The organism is Ignavibacteriales bacterium, assembly GCA_016709155.1.
GTDB lineage: Bacteria > Bacteroidota > Ignavibacteria > Ignavibacteriales > Ignavibacteriaceae > JADJEI01.
This window is the reverse complement of sequence record JADJEI010000001.1, coordinates 599,292-617,363: the sequence shown is the minus strand read 5'-3', so window position 1 is coordinate 617,363 and position 18,072 is coordinate 599,292. Positions and strand designations below refer to the sequence as shown.

Sequence of the window (18,072 nt, the reverse complement as noted above, 5' to 3'; positions counted from 1 at the left end):
ATATGTTTCCACCACATGATCCATATCATATTTTAATTCCAAATCTAGCAGAATATTGGGGCTATAATATCCAATTGACCACTCAATCAAATCATCCCCAACCAAGACAAAGTTGCAGCAATTGTAATGAGATAACTGACCAGTTAAGAATATTATTGAATGCTTGGAAACCATTTTTACAGCAAGTTAGAAACGCCTATAATAGGGTACCAACGACTTTTGATTATAATTCAAGGTATCAAAAGGGGATTTATATGCTTGCATATTTCCCTTTTTATATTGAACCAATTTATTATTCACTTGAAAATTTTCATGAGCAAATTTTTCTGCAAAACAAAAATAAGTTAACTATTTCAGTATTAGGAGGAGGACCTTTACCAGAACTACTAGGAATAGTTAAGCTTATTGATGAAAAAAAAAACGATATTCAAAATATCTCTGTAAAAATATTCGATAAGTATGAAAGTTGGAAAGCAGAATTTGAAAGTTGTACTCAACCTCTTGTTTCAAATTACTTTAAAGGTGGAATTTTTTATGATCAGTTCCAAGTTGATATTATTGATATTGAAGATAGTATTATAGACAACATTACTAATACTGATATAATTATTCTGCAAAATACTATTAATGATATACCTCTTAATAAATACAGCTCACTAAAAAATTCTCTTCTGAAGATATGGAATTCACTTAGCACGAATAGTCTATTAATTATAATTGATTTGAATTTTAATGAGGTTAGGTCTTTTATGAACCAGATTCAGATAGAATTAGCTAATTTAGGTGGGAATATAATATCTGGCTTAAATGTCATACCGATTGAGCATCGACCTAATATCCCTTTTTGTTCTCATCTTGACAGATTATTATTTTCAGATCAAGATGGATTCCGAGCTAGAAGAAAAGTTAATTATTAAAGATTTGTAAAAAAGAAATAGTATGGCACAAATATATAAATTAAATATTCCAACTGGGCAATTAAATAAGTCTTGGTTGCCTGATATTAATCAATTAGACTCTTCTCAGCAAAAAGTACTTATGCATTCATTCAATAGTGATTTATTCGTTATGGGTTCTGCAGGTACTGGAAAAACAATTTTAGCAAAACTAAAATATGATGCATTAAGGAGATTAGGATTAAAAGGAAAACTTGTTATTTATGGAAACATCTTTAAATCGTTTCTTAAGAGCCATATCCAAGATGATATTGGAGGAGTTGTTGGCTCCTTTGAATTACCAAGAGCGTTAGCAAATATTAGATTTAATGGAAATTTTAATGCAACAGCTCAGCGAGCAGCAGATTGGGCAGAAAATAATCGAAATATCTATGATTTTTTAATTATAGATGAAGTACAGGATTTACATGAAGATCATATAATATTTTGTTCTAAAATTTCAAAAAGACTTTATCTGTTTGGGGATAATGCGCAGCAATTTTTTGAACAAGGAAGAACTATTGAGCAGATTATCGGAGTATTGAGTCGAGTGGGAAGAAATTTTGGTGGTAACAATGTAACGGAGATAACAAAAAATTATAGAAATCAACCGTTAGTTGCTAAAGCTGCTCAGCCATTCTATGCTTTTTCTCCCTCTACTTTCCCAGCTGCTTCTCCAGAGCCTATCCCGATTATACCTAATTTATTTGTCTCACATAATTATAGCTTTAAAAGTGCATTAGTTGAGCAAGTAAAATCATATATACGAAGTCATGCTGAGAATACTTCTCCTACTATTGGGATATTAACACAATCAATTAGTTCTTTGAACTTTATAAGAAGAGAAATATTTCAGAGAAGTAATATTGAAGTTATTGAAATTAACTCTGACAATGCCTTTAGCGATGCTCGACCAGTTTTAATGACAATGCAGTCTTCCAAGGGGATGGAATTTGATTACGTTATTTTAGTAGATATAAATTATAGAAATTTGAAGAGAACCCATACCAATAATTTTGATAAGATAATTTTTGTTGCAATAACAAGAGCAAGAAAATCTTTATCTGTTTTCCTTTTGGATAATCAAGCAGAATTATTAACCAAATTTTCCAATGCCGAGTTTACTGTTACTAATTTAAGGTGAAAAACATGTGGATTGCTTTAACAATATCTGAATTTTGGGACTTCTGTACTAAACAAAAAATATTATTTGATAAAAATTTAGTTGCATCAGAATATTTACAGAAGGATATTTCTGACTCAGAGATATGGTTGGAATTAGATAAAAGGTATTTAACCTTAAAAGAAAGATTTGTTGGTCCAATTTTATTTTGCCATATTGAAAAAGTAATACCTGTAACAAAAGAAGCAAAGGATTCAATAACCCAACTATTAGCTATTTTCCCCCACTTAGTTAATTATGTGAGGTCTTAAAATGTCAAAAAAAATATTAGACAAAAGTAAAGGTGAATCCCAAAATCTTTTTGAGCAAACAAGAAAAGATGATTTAGAGAATAACAAAGTGAAGGATGCAAATGTTGCTTATATCCAAATTGTGGAATCAAAAGTAATTTCGCAAAAAAACAATCACAATTCTGAAAATGAATCAAAAAATTCCAATCTTGGGCAAGAGCTTAGAGATAAAAAGATAAATTACCTTGGAAGTTCTATAAACTTTTTATCTTTTTTAGCAAACTCACTTGATATTTCAGCTTACAAGATTATTACCCCACTTGAGATATATCTAGTTATTTCTGCATTTTTAAAAGTATCCAAAGAAGATTCAGCTGAAGAATCATTTTTAAAGCATTTCTCTTTAATTTATCCTGACAGTGATTCAATGAATAACTATGCTTTACTTTTTTTCTATTTATTTTCAGAGGAAAATAAACCCAAAAAATTATCTCCTGTTACGAAAAAAAATCTTGGTTTTATAAAGACACTTTTAAATGGGATTGAGCAAGCAAAAAAGGGGTATTCTACATTAGAGGTTACTCTTAAAATAATTAAGGAAAGTAAAGAGACAAAAAACTTTAAGGGATTAAAGAAGTTTTTAGATTCTTATGTTCCCGATCAATTTTCACAACTAAATGATATCGCTGAAAAAATTATTGCTTTATTAAATGAGACAAAATTAGATGATAAGTATTTGCATAACTGGAAAACTTCAATCTGGGCTTTTATCTGGGTGTTTCGTTACTCCACTCAGAATATTGAAGTACTGATTGATGACTTATTAAAAAAGAAAAATTCACTGTTACAAGAGTTTCACATAGTTTTAATCGGACTTTTCGCTACAAAGCTATTTCATTCTGCTCCAAGTTGGAAACCAATTGGATTAAGCTATCAGCTTTATGAAAGGATGAAAGTATTACAGCCCGCTGCAGAGGTTTTTTATAACCCAGGTATAATCACTTCTTTAAGCCCCGATCCTAAAAAACAGGAAGAATATTTCTGGACTTACGTTTGGGGAAAGCCTTATTCAATGTTTGAAAACCCCACTAAAAAAGAAGTTAAAAAATATCAAAAAAAATTGATTGAAGTTGAAGAAGAAGTTATTGTTGAAGAAAAAAGCTTTGGTGATTTTATTAAAGTTTATGGTTAAGCTAAACCTACTGGATTTATCCGAATAAAAAATTTTTAATTCAAAAAGTCCCTTCCTTTTGAGAAAGGATTTAGGATTAACTTATTTCAATGCGTACAATTTTTCACTTAGATCTTGATGCCTTTTTTGTTTCAGTAGAGAGAATTCTCGATCCAAAACTTAATGGCAAACCTGTAATTGTTGGCGGTGACCCAAAGTATGGAAGGGGAGTTGTATCTGCTTGTTCATACGAGGCTCGTGCTTTTGGATTACATTCCGCAATGCCGATACGAACAGCTTATAAACTTTGTCCACACGGAATTTATTTACAAGGACACGGCGATGAATACACAAGATTTTCAAAAATTGTAAAAAATATTTTAGAACAATATGCTCCTCAAATTGAACAAGCTTCAATCGATGAGTTTTATCTTGATATGACCGGTACGCAAAAAATGTATGGCTCAATGTTTGGATTTGCTACAAGATTACAAAAAGAAATTTGGGATAAAATTGGTTTACCAATTTCGATTGGAATCGGAATCAATAAAACTATTGCAAAGATTGGCTCTGATTGTATGAAGCCGAAAGGAATTACTTATATAATTCCTGGAATGGAAGAACAATTTTTAGCTCCTATGCCAGTTGAAACAATTCCCGGTGTTGGTAAAGTTATGCAGCAAAGTTTAAACTCACGCGGAATTTATCGAATAGCTGATATCACAAATCTTCCTTCAGATTATTTTGGAACTGCATTTGGCAAATACGGAATTGATCTCTGGCGAAAAGCTCATGGTGAAGGGACAGAATATTTAACTATCCAGCGAGCAAGAAAAAGCATTTCACGAGAAACAACTTTTGGGAATGATGTTACGAATGAAGACGAAGTAAAAAACACTTTATTCTATTTAGCTGGAAAAGTTGCACAATCATTACGTAAAAAAGGTTGGGAAACTTCAACAATTGATATAAAACTTCGCTATACAGATTTTCAAACATTAACTCGTGCAAAAACAATTAAACCAACCGATGATGATAAAGTTATTTTTGAAACAGTGTGGAATTTGATGAAGAAAGCAAGAACAAGAAGAGTTGGAGTTAGATTAATTGGAGTTGGAGTCACAAATTTTTCACCTTTAAGTGAACAAGAATTTTTATTTGAAGATTATGAAGTCAAAAGAAAAAAAATGTTGAGAGCAGTAACAAAAGTAAGAGATAAGTATGGATATGAATCTTTAATGTTTGGCAGAACAGAAGAAGATAAAAAATTAAAAAGGGGTGGAAAATTATTTTCAGGTTTGATTTTGAAAGAATTAATCTTAATCTTTAAGTAAAAGAAAGAAGCTATTATGAAAATGAAAGAAAAAAGAAAACCAACACTAATTAGAAAACCTTCAGTGATAGTACCGCTAGATGAATATGAAGGTTGGCAAGAAACTATGGAAATTTTATCTGATAATGATTTAGTTAAATCTATATTTAAATCATTAAATGAAAAAGAAGCAAGAATTTCTCACGAGAAACTTGTCAAATCAAAATGATTTGGAAGATTGAGTATAATAAAGAAGCAGTAAGAAATTTAGAAAAGATTTCAACTTCCGATAGAAATAAAATATTTAAAGGAATTGAATTATTAAAAGAAAATCCAGATGTGGGAATACAACTTGTTGGACCACTTAAAGGATTGAGATCTTTGAGAATTGGAAATTATAGAGTGATTTATAAAAAAGATTTACAGATAATTACAATAATTATTCTTGCAATTGGGCATAGAAAAAATATTTATAGAATTTAGAAATTAATGCTTTTATCCCGGGGGCCAATTCATTTTTCTTCCGCCAAGCAAATGAAGATGTAAATGATAAACTTCCTGTCCGCCATTATCGCCACAATTAAAAACTAATCTAAAACCTTCATCAGCGATTCCAAAATCTTTAGCGATTTTATTAGCAGCATCAATCATTTCGCCAAGCAGAGCAGCGTGTTCACTTCCTTTTATATCTGTTACTTTAGGAATTTCGATTTTAGGAATTATTAAAACGTGAACAGGAGCTTTGGGATTTATATCTTTAAATGCTAAAACATTATCAGATTCAAAAACAATATCAGCAGGAATTTCTTTGCTGATGATTTTAGAAAAGATAGTTGCCATTATTCATCCTTTTCAATTTCATACTTCTTCATTTTGTTGTAAAGATGGCTTCGTTGAATCTCAAGGATTTCAGCGGTCTTGCTGATGTTCCAATCATTCGCCCGAAGTTGTTTAAGAATAAAAATTCTTTCAGCTTTCTCTTTAAATTCCTGAAATGAATTACTCATATCCACAAGTTCATCCACAGATTGCTGATTGCCAGCAAACATAAACTCGATATCTTTTGCAGAGATTTCTTTTTTATCAACAATGATTATAATTCGCTCAACAATATTTCTTAACTCACGAACATTACCCGTCCACGATTGATTTTGCAAAATGTGGATTGCATCATCAGAAAATTTTGTTACAGGTTTTTTATGTTTGATAGAAATATCATTTGCAAAATGTTCAATAAGAATAGGAATATCCTCAGTTCGCTCTCTAAGTGGTGGAACGAGAATAGGGATTACATTCAATCTATGATAAAGATCTTCGCGAAAATTTCCTTTTCAATTTCTTCTTTAAGATTTTTGTTTGTTGCAGAAATTAATCTTACATCAACATCAATTTTTTTTCCGCCTCCAACGCGTTCAATCTTCCCATCTTCAATTGCTCGCAATACTTTCGCTTGTGCCTGATGAGACATGTCACCAACTTCATCTAAAAATAATGTACCTTTATTTGCAAGTTCAAATCTTCCAATTCGCTGTTGAACCGCGCCTGTAAATGAACCTTTTCTATGTCCGAATAATTCCGATTCAATTAATTCATTTGGAATTGCTGCGCAGTTTACTTCGACAAATGATTTATCTTTCCTTTCACTTTTTTGTGGATGGCCTGAGCTACTAATTCCTTTCCAGTTCCATTCTCACCAGTAATTAAAACCCTTGTGTCAAGTGGGGCAACTTTATCAATCAGTTGAAGAACATTATGAATGGCTTTACTCTTTCCGAGAATTACTTCATCTCCAACCCATATTTTTTTTATCTCTTCATTTTCTTCTTTTAAAGATGCACTTTCAGTTGCGTTACGCACACTGATTAAAAGTTTATCTCGATCAATTGGTTTCTCAAGAAAATCAAAAGCTCCGAGTCGGGTTGCTTTAATAGCATTCTCAACACTACCGTGCGCAGAAATAATTATTACAGAAGCAGATTGTTTTTGTTCTTTAATTTTCTTCAGAACTTCAAACCCATTCATTTCAGGCATCTGAATATCGAGAAGTACAGCAGCAAAATCTTTTGATGCAAATTTTTCAAGACCTTCAATAGCACTTGTTGTAAACTCAACACCATAGCCCTCATATTCGAGGATCATATTTATACTTTCGCAGATTTGAAGTTCATCGTCAATAATTAAAACTGATTTCATATTATAACTCTTAAAAATCTAAGTGATCGTAATAAAAATATTTGTGATGGTAAAAGTTGTTTATTTTCTTTGAGTAAGTTCCCAAACAATCTTCCATATTCATTAACAGCTAAGTCGCGTAAATCAACACTTGATTGAACTTTAAAAACTTTCTTCAAATGCTTCCACAAAATAACCAATTACCTTTCCTATGTCAAAGAAGTTTGATTCGTATGAAAGGAAAGCGCTGCCAAAAAAATGCGCTAGTTTATCTTTGTCGCCGTAAATACTTTGCGGCGTATCAAAAAATAAATATCGTGGAAGATTTTCATTCTTTCTTAAAAATATTTCTTCATCTGCCGAAGTTAATGGATAATAAACCATTGAGTTAATTAGAGGTAATCGAATTGGAACCTTGCGATAAGGTACTGTTGCAAACATCAATGCAAGAAGTGTATTTCCATAGTCATGCTCAGTAAACTTTAATGCTTCAATAAAAATAGAATCGGCAGCGGCAAGGTCACCAACATTAATTCTTATTTCAACAAATTTTTCGGAAGCGATATATTCGGAAATGTGATTAACAGCTTTGGAAAGGTTGCTTTGCTGGGGGAATATGTAAGAAGTCAAAATAAAAAATTCAAGGAAAATTATTAATTTCATTTTCATCACTGAGACACTCAATCCACTAAGAAATGATAAATGAAACGCAGTGATCTTAGTGTCTGATATCTAAAAATTTAAGTTTGTATCACGCCGGGATTGAACTTGGGTATTTCGGGATTATTATTTGCAACTTCCAGGCACATAGAAATCCATTCGCGTGTTTGTGATGGATGGATTACTTCATCAATCCATAATCTTGCTGCAGCATATAGCGACGTGCTTTTTTCATCGTAAGATTTTAAAATATCATTTAACAATTTCTTTTTAGCTTCATCGCTAAACTTGTGCCCGCTTTTTTCTTCTTGCTTTAGTTTGATATCTAATAAAACGCTGCTTGCCTGGTTTCCGCCCATTACAGAAATTTTAGCATTTGGATACGCAAAAATAAATCGCGGATCATAAGCTTTGCCGCACATTGCATAGTTGCCAGCACCAAAACTGTTTCCAACAATGATTGTAATTTTGGGAACAACAGAATTGGCAACAGCATTTACCATTTTTGCCCCATCCTTAATTATTCCTCCGTGCTCGGCTTTACTTCCAACCATAAATCCTGTTACATCTTGTAAAAAAAGTAAAGGAATTTTTTTCTGATTGCAGTTCATAATAAATCGAGTTGCTTTGTCTGCAGAATCAGAATAGATAACTCCGCCAACCTGCATTTCTCCAAGCTCGGTTTTTACAACACTTCTTTGATTTGCAACAATACCAACAGCCCAGCCATCAATTCGTGCATAAGCTGTAATAATAGTTTTTCCATACCCAGCTTTGTATTCATCGATTTCAGAATTATCAACTATACGAGAAATCAACTCATAAGTATCATAAGGTTTTAAAGTATCCTCTGGAAGAATTCCAAGAATTTGTTCAGTTGGATATTTAGGTTGTTCACTTTGAACTCTATTAAATCCTGCTGATTGATTGATCCCAAACTTATCAACAAGATTTCTGATTTGTGCAATACATTCTTCATCGTCTTTTACAATGTAATCTGTAACACCAGAAATATTAGATTGTACCTTTGCACCGCCAAGGCTTTCATTATCAATCACTTCTCCTATTGCTGCACGAACAAGATGAGCACCAGCAAGAAACACTGAACCTTCCCCTTCAACAATCAAAGCTTCATCACTCATTATAGGAAGGTATGCACCGCCTGCAACACAAGGACCCATTATTGCAGCTATTTGTGGAATGCCCATCGAAGACATTTTAGCATTGTTGCGAAAGACCCTTCCAAAATGTTCTTTGTCCGGAAAAATATCTTCCTGCAGTGGAAGGAAAACTCCAGCACTGTCAACCAAATAAATTATCGGAAGATGATTCTCCATTGCAATTTCTTGAGCACGTAAATTTTTCTTTGCCGTGACTGGGAACCAAGCACCGGCTTTTACAGTTGCATCGTTTGCAACGATAACACAATCACGCCCTTGAATTTTACCAATTCCATAAATAGTTCCGGATGAAGGAGCACCGCCGTATTCTTCATACATTCCATAAGCTGCAAAAGTACTTAGCTCAAAAAACTTTTTGGGATCATCAACAAGAAGATTTATTCTTTCGCGAGCGGTAAGTTTTCCTTTCGCTTTATGTTTCTCGATTGCTTTCTTACCACCACCTTCTTGAACAGTTTCTTTTGCAGCAGTAAGCTTGCGCAACAATTCTTTTTGATAATCTTCTCGCTTGAGAAAAGATTCATTCTCTTTTACTTGTAAACCAATTTGTTTCATAATCATTTTTTCTGTCGCCCCGAACTCGTTTCGGGAGTTTTTTAATAAAAATCATTAGACCCTGAAACGAGTTCAGGGTGACAAATTCAAAATCTATTTCTCCCTTCCCTTAGGGAAGGGCAGGGGTTAGGCTTCCTTTAGCAAATCTCTTGCGATTACAATTCGCTGGATCTCTGAGGTACCTTCGCCAATAGTGAGAAGTTTTACATCACGGTAAAATTTTTCTACAGGATATTCTTTTATAAATCCATATCCGCCAAAAATTTGAACTGCTTCGCTCGAGGCTTTCTCGGCTATCTCACTTGCAAAAAGTTTTGCTTCAGCAGCTTCTTTTGTATTGGGAATTCCATTATCCTTCATCCAGGCAGCACGATAAGTTAACGTTCTTGCGGCTTCGATGTTTGTGTGCATTTCAGCAAGCTTAAATTGTGTAGCCTGAAAATCTGCAAGCGGCTTCCCAAACTGTTTTCTTTCTTTAGAATATTTTAGACAAGCATCTAAACAACCTTGAGCCAATCCTATACTGCAGGCGGCGATGGAAATTCTACCACCTTCAAGAATTTGCATTGAGTTAATAAATCCCATTCCTTCTTCACCGCAAAGATTTTCTATAGGTACTTTACAATTTTCAAAAGCTAATTGCGTTGTATCGCTCGCACGCATTCCGAGTTTGTTTTCTTTTTTCCCAATTATTAATCCTTCCATTCCTTTTTCAAGAATGAAAGCAGATATCCCTTTTTTGCCCGCGTCTTTGTTGGTGATAGCCATTACAACATAAGTCTCGCCGACAGTTCCGTGCGTTGTGAACTGCTTGCTGCCATTTAAAATCCAAAAATCACCATCCTTGATGGCGATACTTTTTAAACCAGCAGCGTCACTGCCGGAAAACGATTCGGTCAATCCCCACGCACCAATTTTTCTTCCGCTCGCGAGATCAGGTAAATATTTTTGTTTTTGGGCGTCATTGCCGAAGCGATTGATATGATTTGTACAGAGACCATTATGCGCCGCAACAGATAGACCTATTGATGGATCAACTCTTGAAATTTCTTCAATTATGATCGCATAATCAACATAACCTAAATTAGCCCCACCATATTCTTCTGGTACGAGTATTCCAAGAAAACCAAGCTCGCCAAGCTGTTGCATTATTTCCATCGGGAACTTTTGGGGTTCGTCATATTCCATGATTACGGGACGAATATTTTTTTCAGCAAATTCTTTAATCGTATTGCGGATAATATTTTGGTTTTCTGTTAATTCTGTTAAGAAAGGTCTGTGCTCCATTTAAACTCCTAAAATATTTATTGTCTTTCCGAACTCGTTTCGGAATCTTCTTAATTGTTTAGATCCTGAAACAATTTCAGGATGACTACTTGAAGTCTCAAATTCTACTTTTATATTCTTTAATAATTTCTTCAGCTATGTGATAAGGTGAAGCATTTCCAAGGATTACTTTTTTCAAGGACGAATTTAAAGAATTTTCACCAGTCTTGCTCCACAATTCATCTTTTAATTTATGTTCAACGATTTCTTTAATTCTTACTTTCGCCTGTTGTTCTCTTTTAACCAGGAATTTCTCTTTTTCCAACATAAAAGCATGATGTCTTTCAATCTCATCTGCAATTTCTTGAGTACCTTTATTTTCAGAGGCGATGGTTTTGATGATATTCGGAAGCCACGAGTTTTCATCGTGATCTTTTATCATCAATATTGTTTGAAGTGCTGTGTATGCTTGTTGTGAACCGGGACGATCACTTTTATTCAGTACAAAAAAATCAGCAATCTCCATTAGCCCTGCTTTCATAGCTTGAACCGAATCACCACTTTCGGGAACGAGTACAACAATTGTTGTATCAGCCGCCTGCGCAATATCAAGTTCTGACTGACCAACTCCCACAGTTTCAAAAATAATTATATCAAAGCCGGCAGCATCAAGAACATCAGCAGCATCTATCGCTTTTTAGATAAGCCGCCAAGACTTCCGCGGGTTGCCATACTTCGAATAAAAACTCCTTCGTCCATTCCGAGATCATTCATCCGAACGCGATCACCGAGAAGCGCACCGCCTGTAAAAGGTGAGGTGGGGTCAACGGCAATGATTCCGACTTTCTTATTTTGTTTGCGAAAAAGTTTTGTAAGCTGATTTGTAATTGTGCTTTTGCCTGCGCCCGGTGGTCCCGTAATTCCAATTCGAAAAGCATTACCTATAGTTGGAAATATACTTTTTAAAAGTTCAGTTGAAGCTGAGCCTCCAGATTCCACAATAGAGATGGATCGTGCAATAATTCGACGATTGCCGGATGCAAGTTTTTTGATTAAAGAATTATCGAACATTATTTCTTTTTCAATTCCTCCCTGAAAAAATCAATCGTGGAATTCAGTCCGTCTTCAATTTTAATAGCGGGTCGCCAACCGAATTTATTAAAAAGCTTATTGCTTGTGATTACGCTTCGCATTTGTTCACCTGGTGCAGCGGGACCATGCTTTTCTTCTTTTCCTGCTCCTGTGATTGAATTAATATAATGGAACAGTTGGTTAACATCAGTTTCGATTTCAGTTCCAACATTATAAATATCATTTGCGCTATCGTTAAGAGCGAGTAGGTTTGCATTCACAACGTCACCAACAAAAACATAATCCCGTGTTTGTTTCCCCTCACCATTAATTATTGGTTGATCTCCTTTTAAAAGTTTTGTTGAAAAAATTGCAACTACACCGGCTTCACCGAAAGGATTTTGACGAGGACCATAAATATTTGCATAGCGAAGGATGGAATATTTTAAACCGTACTCAGCGTGGTAAAAATGAATATATTTTTCCACTGAGAGTTTTGAAATTCCATAAGGTGAGCGAGGTTGTGTCGGATGTTTTTCATCAGCAGGGAAGTACTCCTGTTCGCCGTAAACAGCTCCACCGGTTGAAGCGAACATAAATTTATTTACTTTAAACTTGATGGCATTTTGAAGCAAGTTAATAGTGCCAAGAATATTTGTTGTAGCATCAAACTCGGGGTTTTTAACCGATCTCCTAACGTCCATTTGAGCAGCGTGATGATTAATGACATCGAACTTTTCATTTTCAAATAGTTGAGAAAGATTTTTATCACAGATGTTAGCTTTTATAAATTTTGCTTTTGGATTTACATTTTTTATAAATCCAGAAGAAAGATCATCAACGATTGTAACTTGATGACCTTCGTTTATAAACGCATCGGCTATTTGAGAAGCAATGAATCCAGCTCCTCCGGTGACTAATATATTCAATTTTATTCCTTGTAAAGTTTATTATCGTAAATATAATTTTCAACAATTGCAGGCACGAGGTAGTGAATCGGCAGACCCTGATGAACACGATTGCGAATATCGGTTGCGCTTATTTCAATTCCACGTGTTTGAACGAACACAGCAGCTTCAACATACTTATCGATAAAATTTAACGGGTGAGATGATTTTCTTTTAAGTACGATCACATTAGATAATTTTAGAATCTCGTCCGGCTGTTTCCAGGTATGAAATTGAAAAATATTATCATAACCTATTATTAAGTCAATGTCATCATAATATTTTTTAAATTCACGAAGTGTATCTATTGTGTAAGAAATCGTATGCTGCTTGATTTCAAAATCAGAGCATTCAAAAAAAGGAATATCATCAAGGGCAAGTTTTAACATGTTTAACCGATTCTGTGCGCTCGAAGCTTTTGCATGTTGTTTATGAGGTGAAATAAATGCAGGTATAAAAATAATTTTATCGAGCGAACGAAGTTCTTTAACTGATTGAGCGGTTATCAAATGTCCATGATGAATTGGATCGAACGTTCCGCCAAAGATACCAACTTTGCTCATTTTAAAAGTTCCTTGTACTCAATAAAAAGGTGAGTGAATTTTTCATGCATCTTTTGAGAACAATATGCTTCACTTTCTTTTTTCGAAAGTTCGTGATATAGTTTATTGAAATTTTTGAAATCATTTATAATCATAAAATTCGATAGTATATTAAGAAAATGATCATTCCGATTAATGGCGGATAAAAACTTGTCATAATGAAAATCCGGGTTTACAAATTCTATCAGCGTATCTGCATCAATATTACAAAAAGCTATGAAAGAAATAAATTCACTTTCTGATTTACCAAATACAATATTATCCTGTTGTGAAATCAGACTCGATGCTTTATTTATATCGTTTGAAGTAAAGCCTATTGCTTGATTATGAAAAATAATCTTGTCCAGGTTATTTGAGAAATAACTTTCAATTATTGAAAATAAAAAATCCCGATCCAATTTTTCCCAATATACTAATTGGATCAAATCGGATAATAAAAAATCAGGAATAAAACTTTGATCTTCAGAATTCAATAAAACATTTATACCATCTTCAGGATAACTACTCTGCAGCTGCTCGATAGTATTTTGCAGTATAAAAGACTTTAGAAGTATGGTATGCTCGATTGAAAAATAATCTACTTGATTTATTCTATCAGGGTTAAATATACTTTCGACTGCAAAAATGGTGAACCTATTTTGTTTCAGATTCATTTAAGTAGCAGCAATATTTTTTAATAAACTTTTAATAAATAACCTGTAATTAGAGATGTCATTTTCATAGTACAATTTACTCATCCCATTGGAATTTTCGAGTTGAATTTTTCTAAAGGCTAGTGTTGTTGCCGCTTTTATGTATGTCTTTCTAATAGATTCTTCAATCCATCCTGCTCTATCCCTGCTTGATGAACTTAAAATTTCCAGATGAGATGGAGGAATTAAGCCGCTGCTCGCTTCGGAAAGCAATTGAGAGTAAATAATTTTCCTCTCGTTTTTAACTGAAAGTGAAAAAATAATTATAAATATTAACACAGTTAGAAATAAAAATAAAAAGCCTATTGCAGCAGTACTTTCAAAACTAACACTTGCGTTCCAAATAGCGTGAATAAACATAGCTATACCCAATCCAACAGTTGGTAGAATAATTTTAGCAATGCCGGATTTAAATTTTGCCAGCGCAACGAAGGCTCCTAAAGTCCCGGTTGAGACACAATGCATTACTCCGGAAAATAAATTTCTGATAATTATAATTGCGATCCAACCTGAAATACTATCCGTAGAAGAAATGAAGTAAAAAAAATTTTCAGTCATTCCAAACCCAAGTCCAATTGCGCCGCCATAAACTATCCCGTCAGTTATATTATCAAATTTAATGCTCGAAACAGTTATTAATAGGAAAACTCCTTTGGTAATTTCTTCAACGAAGGGCGCTACAACAATTGCACTTAGTTTATCAACAAGATTATTATCAGCGATAATTTTATTAAGTACACTTGAAAAAATTATACTGCCGATTAAGGCAAGAACAATAGCCCCGATAGCACCCCAAAGATAATTTTGTAATAAAAGTTTGAAAGGTTCACGGTCGTATCTGTCAAAGCGCCAGATAATCAGAAGGTAAATGATCATAGGTATGAGAGCAGCAAGTCCGGAAAAAATAAAAAGCATTCTTTTAATGATTTGATTTTTAGTTAGCCAAACTTAATATTTAAACTAAAATATCAATAGTGAAAAAGAACAAAAAGTATTAATTCTTTTAGGAAAAATAAACTAGAGAATTATTTCTCTCTAAGCCATCGGGATATTTCTTTCAAGGAAGGTCGCTTGCCATACGAAAGAATTCCAATTCTAAAAATCTTAGATGAAATATAAATCATCAGTACAATTGAAAGGATAAGAATCGAAATTGTTAATAATATTTCAGGTATTGAAATTTCGGAAATGTTTAATCTTAATAACATTATAGATGGAGTTGTAAGGGGGAAGAAAGATAAAATTTTTACAAGCATTGTATCAGGGTTTTGAATTGCAGGTACAGCAATAACCACAGGAAGCATCATTATCAAACTTAAATAGCTTGTGACTTGCTGTGCTTCCTGCTCGGTAGAAACAATTGAACCAACACCAACAAAAATTGTTGTGTAAAGTAAGAATCCAAGGATAAAATAAATTAGCATCGGTAAAATATTTTCGAAAGCTGTATAGGGAATAACTGCAGCACCGGCAAGGGTAATCCCGATCATCGCCCAAATGAGAAGCTGGGTAAGCCCGAGTAAACTGAGCCCTAATATTTTTCCTGTTAAAAGATCTTCGGGCGTACAGCTTGAGATGAGAATTTCAATTAACCTGTTTGCTTTTTCTTCGACGAGGCTCCTGACTAACATTTGCCCCGAGTAGATAACCATCATCATTAATAATATTATAAAAATAAAAGAAGAAAAAAATACTACCATGAAATCCGAGGAACTTTCTTTCCCGTCTTCTTCAATAATGATTTGGTCAAGCTCTGAATTGTTGTTCACGACCTCCCTAATATTTTGTGATAGTCCTGCAGAAGTAAGATAATTTTTTATCCTAATATTATTCAGCTCATTCTCAAGTTTATTAAGATCGCTGAAGCTGCCAATGCTTTTGCTTCTATACTCAAATTTCAAGGAATCAGTTTTAGAGTTGAGCACTAAAATGTAACCTTGTAATTTTCCTTCGAAAACTTTTTTATCAGCTTTCTTTTTTAAATCGTCAAACTTTAATGAAGAATCAAAGAGATTCTGTATTATGAAATTGGGCTGATCATTTTTGAATTTATATTTAATCAACTCGTTTTTTAATTCCTGGAAATAATTTTGGGAAGGATCAATAATTCCGATAAACTTGGTTGATTCATCTTCTTGTTGAGACAGCATCGAAGGTAAAACGGCAAAAGCAATAATGATCAAAGGAGTGATTACCATAGAAATTATAAATGCTTTCGTTTTTATCTTCTCGAAATACTCCCACCTTGCGACTGCTAAAGTTTTTAAAATTGTCATTTTTTATCTGAATCTTCTTTAATTACATCTATGAAAATTTTATTTAATGTTGGCTCAACTGTAGAAAATTGTTTTACTTCTATTTTATCTATTACAGTTTTAAGAAATTCTGAAGGTGCAAACGAATCTGTTAATTGAATTTCTGCATAGTTGTTGTATGAATCAAAGCTTTTTACAAACGGCAAATTTTTAATAAAAGTTCCATCACCCTCAAACTCAATTTTAATATTATTTGAAGCAAATTTTCTTTTTATTTCCGAGATACTGCCGCTGCAGACTTCTTTTCCTTTATTGATAAGAAGGATTTCCGAACATAATTTTTCAGCAGTTTCCATTTGATGAGTTGAAAGTATAATCAGCTTACCTGAATTCGAAAAAGAAAGTAATACGTCTTTTATAATTTGTTGATTTATGGGATCGAAACCGCTGAATGGTTCATCAAGAATTAGAAGCTCCGGGTTATGGATCACTGCGCAAATAAATTGTATCTTCTGCTGATTACCTTTTGAAAGTTCCTCTATCCGTTTGTTCTTCAAAGCACCCAAATCAAGTTTAGTTATCCATTGGTTAGCAGCTTCATTTGCAAAGTGATGACTCATATTTTTAAGATTTGCAAAGTACATTATCACATCCCAAGCCTTACTTTTTTTATACAAGCCTCTTTCTTCCGGTAAATAACCAATCACATTAAAAAACTCTTCGTTGATTACTTTGTCTTTAAAACGAACAGTGCCGGAAGTAGGTTTGATAATATTTAATACAGTTCTAATTGTGGTGGTTTTTCCAGCGCCGTTCGGACCTAATAGTCCAAACATCTTTCCTTCGGAAAGCCGAAATGAAATATCATCCACAGCTACAATATCGTTAAACTTTTTTGGTGAGGTTTTCAACTTTTAACATTTTTATTTTTTTGTTGTAAAAATACAAATCAACTGTGTAACTATTTAGAAAAGTGGATAAATGGAAAAAAATCATATGGATCAACATTTTTTTTAGTGATAATTGGCTTAAATTGAAGAAAATAAAAAAGAGTCGGGCTGATATCATTTAAAAAGGTTGACTATCAAAGTTGCTATTCCTATATTTTGCACTGTTTTAACGTGAATTTTGTAAAATGAAAATAAAAATAAGCTCTTTAACAGATGGGGCGTATGAATACCGCTTTGAAGATGATGTTAAAAAGCTTGATTTGGAGCAGCCATTTGTTGGGAAGTATATTACTAAAGTAAACTTAAGTAAATATCTCAACCAAATAATACTAGAAGCTTCTACTACTGTAGGAGCAGAATTTGAATGTGATAGATGCGTTAAAATATATTCTGCTCAAATTGAAAGCAGATACAAAATGGTTTATCTTCATGATCAGCCTGAAGGAGACGACGATTCAGTTGACGTGACTTATCTTACAAAAGATGCGGATAAAATAGATATTACTGACGATGTAAGAGATTATCTTCTGCTTGCAGTTCCAATAAAAAAATTGTGTAAAGAAGATTGTAAAGGTTTATGCCCGCGATGCGGCAAAAATCTAAATGATGGTCAATGCAGCTGCAAACCCGAAGAAGTTGATGCCCGCTGGAAACCATTACTTGAACTAAAAAATAAATTAAATTAAAATAAATAAGGACTAAAATGCCAAATCCAAAACGTAAGTGGTCAAAAAGCAGACGAGATAAAAGAAGAACACATTACAAAGCTACACCATCAACCATGGGTACTTGCGCTAAGTGCGGTGAAATGAAATTAACTCACCGTGCATGCCCTGCTTGTGGTTACTACAATGGTCGCTCAATGTTTATTCCCAAAAGCTAATAATCAT

19 protein-coding genes and 2 pseudogenes are annotated in these 18,072 nt (G+C 33.5%); 9 read left to right on the top strand and 12 right to left on the bottom strand.

Going from position 1 to position 18,072, the window contains the following annotated elements:
• Positions 1-2 precede the first annotated feature (2 nt).
• The 7 genes from IPH11_03230 (at position 3) to IPH11_03200 (ending at position 5,314) form a co-directional block, all read left to right on the top strand.
• Positions 3-917 carry a hypothetical protein gene (locus IPH11_03230; GenBank protein ID MBK6912716.1) on the top strand — a complete coding sequence of 305 codons (915 nt, stop codon included), beginning with the start codon at positions 3-5 and terminating at the stop codon, positions 915-917.
• A 22-nt stretch (positions 918-939) separates the two neighbouring features.
• Positions 940-2,079: an ATP-binding domain-containing protein gene (locus IPH11_03225; protein MBK6912715.1), complete on the top strand. Its 1,140-nt coding sequence runs from the start codon at positions 940-942 to the stop codon at positions 2,077-2,079.
• Between the two features lie 5 nt (positions 2,080-2,084).
• On the top strand, positions 2,085-2,369 hold the full coding sequence (locus IPH11_03220) for a hypothetical protein (protein MBK6912714.1): 285 nt from the start codon (positions 2,085-2,087) through the stop codon (positions 2,367-2,369).
• Between the two features lies 1 nt (position 2,370).
• Positions 2,371-3,540 (top strand): hypothetical protein, encoded by a 1,170-nt coding sequence (locus IPH11_03215; GenBank protein ID MBK6912713.1) that lies wholly within the window; start codon positions 2,371-2,373, stop codon positions 3,538-3,540.
• Positions 3,541-3,629: 89 nt separating this feature from the next.
• Entirely contained in the window at positions 3,630-4,853 is a 1,224-nt protein-coding gene (gene dinB / locus IPH11_03210; protein MBK6912712.1) for a DNA polymerase IV, read from the top strand.
• A gap of 15 nt (positions 4,854-4,868) precedes the next feature.
• A complete protein-coding gene (locus IPH11_03205) occupies positions 4,869-5,060 on the top strand; it encodes a hypothetical protein (GenBank protein ID MBK6912711.1) in 192 nt (63 codons plus the stop codon).
• Positions 5,057-5,314: a type II toxin-antitoxin system RelE/ParE family toxin gene (locus IPH11_03200; protein MBK6912710.1), complete on the top strand. Its 258-nt coding sequence runs from the start codon at positions 5,057-5,059 to the stop codon at positions 5,312-5,314. The genes IPH11_03205 and IPH11_03200 overlap by 4 nt, the downstream gene beginning before the upstream one ends.
• A 12-nt stretch (positions 5,315-5,326) precedes the next feature.
• On the opposite strand, the gene IPH11_03195 is transcribed toward IPH11_03200, so the two are convergent.
• The 12 genes and pseudogenes from IPH11_03195 to IPH11_03140 all read right to left on the bottom strand — a co-directional run bounded on the left by IPH11_03195 (position 5,327) and on the right by IPH11_03140 (position 17,068).
• Positions 5,327-5,671, bottom strand: a complete 345-nt coding sequence (locus tag IPH11_03195; protein MBK6912709.1) for a histidine triad nucleotide-binding protein — start codon at positions 5,669-5,671, stop codon at positions 5,327-5,329.
• A pseudogene (locus IPH11_03190) lies at positions 5,671-7,024 on the bottom strand (sigma-54-dependent Fis family transcriptional regulator). The gene IPH11_03195 and the pseudogene IPH11_03190 overlap by 1 nt, the downstream one beginning before the upstream one ends.
• Positions 7,025-7,165: 141 nt before the next feature.
• A complete protein-coding gene (locus tag IPH11_03185) occupies positions 7,166-7,666 on the bottom strand; it encodes a hypothetical protein (GenBank protein MBK6912708.1) in 501 nt (166 codons plus the stop codon).
• Positions 7,667-7,743: 77 nt separating this feature from the next.
• The gene (locus IPH11_03180) at positions 7,744-9,399 is read right to left on the bottom strand and encodes an acyl-CoA carboxylase subunit beta (GenBank protein MBK6912707.1); all 1,656 of its coding nucleotides are present in this window, start codon (positions 9,397-9,399) and stop codon (positions 7,744-7,746) included.
• Positions 9,400-9,525: 126 nt separating this feature from the next.
• On the bottom strand, positions 9,526-10,686 hold the full coding sequence (locus IPH11_03175; GenBank protein ID MBK6912706.1) for an acyl-CoA dehydrogenase: 1,161 nt from the start codon (positions 10,684-10,686) through the stop codon (positions 9,526-9,528).
• A gap of 97 nt (positions 10,687-10,783) precedes the next feature.
• Positions 10,784-11,736, bottom strand: a pseudogene (gene meaB / locus IPH11_03170) (methylmalonyl Co-A mutase-associated GTPase MeaB).
• The gene (locus IPH11_03165; protein ID MBK6912705.1) at positions 11,736-12,665 is read right to left on the bottom strand and encodes an NAD-dependent epimerase/dehydratase family protein; all 930 of its coding nucleotides are present in this window, start codon (positions 12,663-12,665) and stop codon (positions 11,736-11,738) included. Before IPH11_03165 ends, meaB begins: the two are co-directional and overlap by 1 nt.
• A gap of 2 nt (positions 12,666-12,667) precedes the next feature.
• A complete protein-coding gene (gene nadD, locus IPH11_03160) occupies positions 12,668-13,246 on the bottom strand; it encodes a nicotinate (nicotinamide) nucleotide adenylyltransferase (GenBank protein MBK6912704.1) in 579 nt (192 codons plus the stop codon).
• Positions 13,243-13,938: a hypothetical protein gene (locus IPH11_03155; protein MBK6912703.1), complete on the bottom strand. Its 696-nt coding sequence runs from the start codon at positions 13,936-13,938 to the stop codon at positions 13,243-13,245. The genes nadD and IPH11_03155 overlap by 4 nt, the downstream gene beginning before the upstream one ends.
• Positions 13,939-14,892: a PrsW family intramembrane metalloprotease gene (locus IPH11_03150; protein ID MBK6912702.1), complete on the bottom strand. Its 954-nt coding sequence runs from the start codon at positions 14,890-14,892 to the stop codon at positions 13,939-13,941. It lies immediately after the preceding gene.
• Between the two features lie 110 nt (positions 14,893-15,002).
• Positions 15,003-16,253 carry an ABC transporter permease gene (locus IPH11_03145; protein ID MBK6912701.1) on the bottom strand — a complete coding sequence of 417 codons (1,251 nt, stop codon included), beginning with the start codon at positions 16,251-16,253 and terminating at the stop codon, positions 15,003-15,005.
• Positions 16,250-17,068, bottom strand: coding sequence for an ATP-binding cassette domain-containing protein (locus tag IPH11_03140; GenBank protein ID MBK6912700.1), 819 nt, complete (start codon positions 17,066-17,068; stop codon positions 16,250-16,252). Before IPH11_03140 ends, IPH11_03145 begins: the two co-directional genes overlap by 4 nt.
• Before the next feature lie 299 nt (positions 17,069-17,367).
• On the opposite strand from IPH11_03140, the gene IPH11_03135 reads away from it, so the two are divergent.
• Positions 17,368-17,868: a DUF177 domain-containing protein gene (locus IPH11_03135; GenBank protein ID MBK6912699.1), complete on the top strand. Its 501-nt coding sequence runs from the start codon at positions 17,368-17,370 to the stop codon at positions 17,866-17,868.
• A 17-nt stretch (positions 17,869-17,885) separates the two neighbouring features.
• A complete protein-coding gene (gene rpmF, locus IPH11_03130; GenBank protein ID MBK6912698.1) occupies positions 17,886-18,065 on the top strand; it encodes a 50S ribosomal protein L32 in 180 nt (59 codons plus the stop codon).
• Positions 18,066-18,072 lie beyond the last annotated feature (7 nt).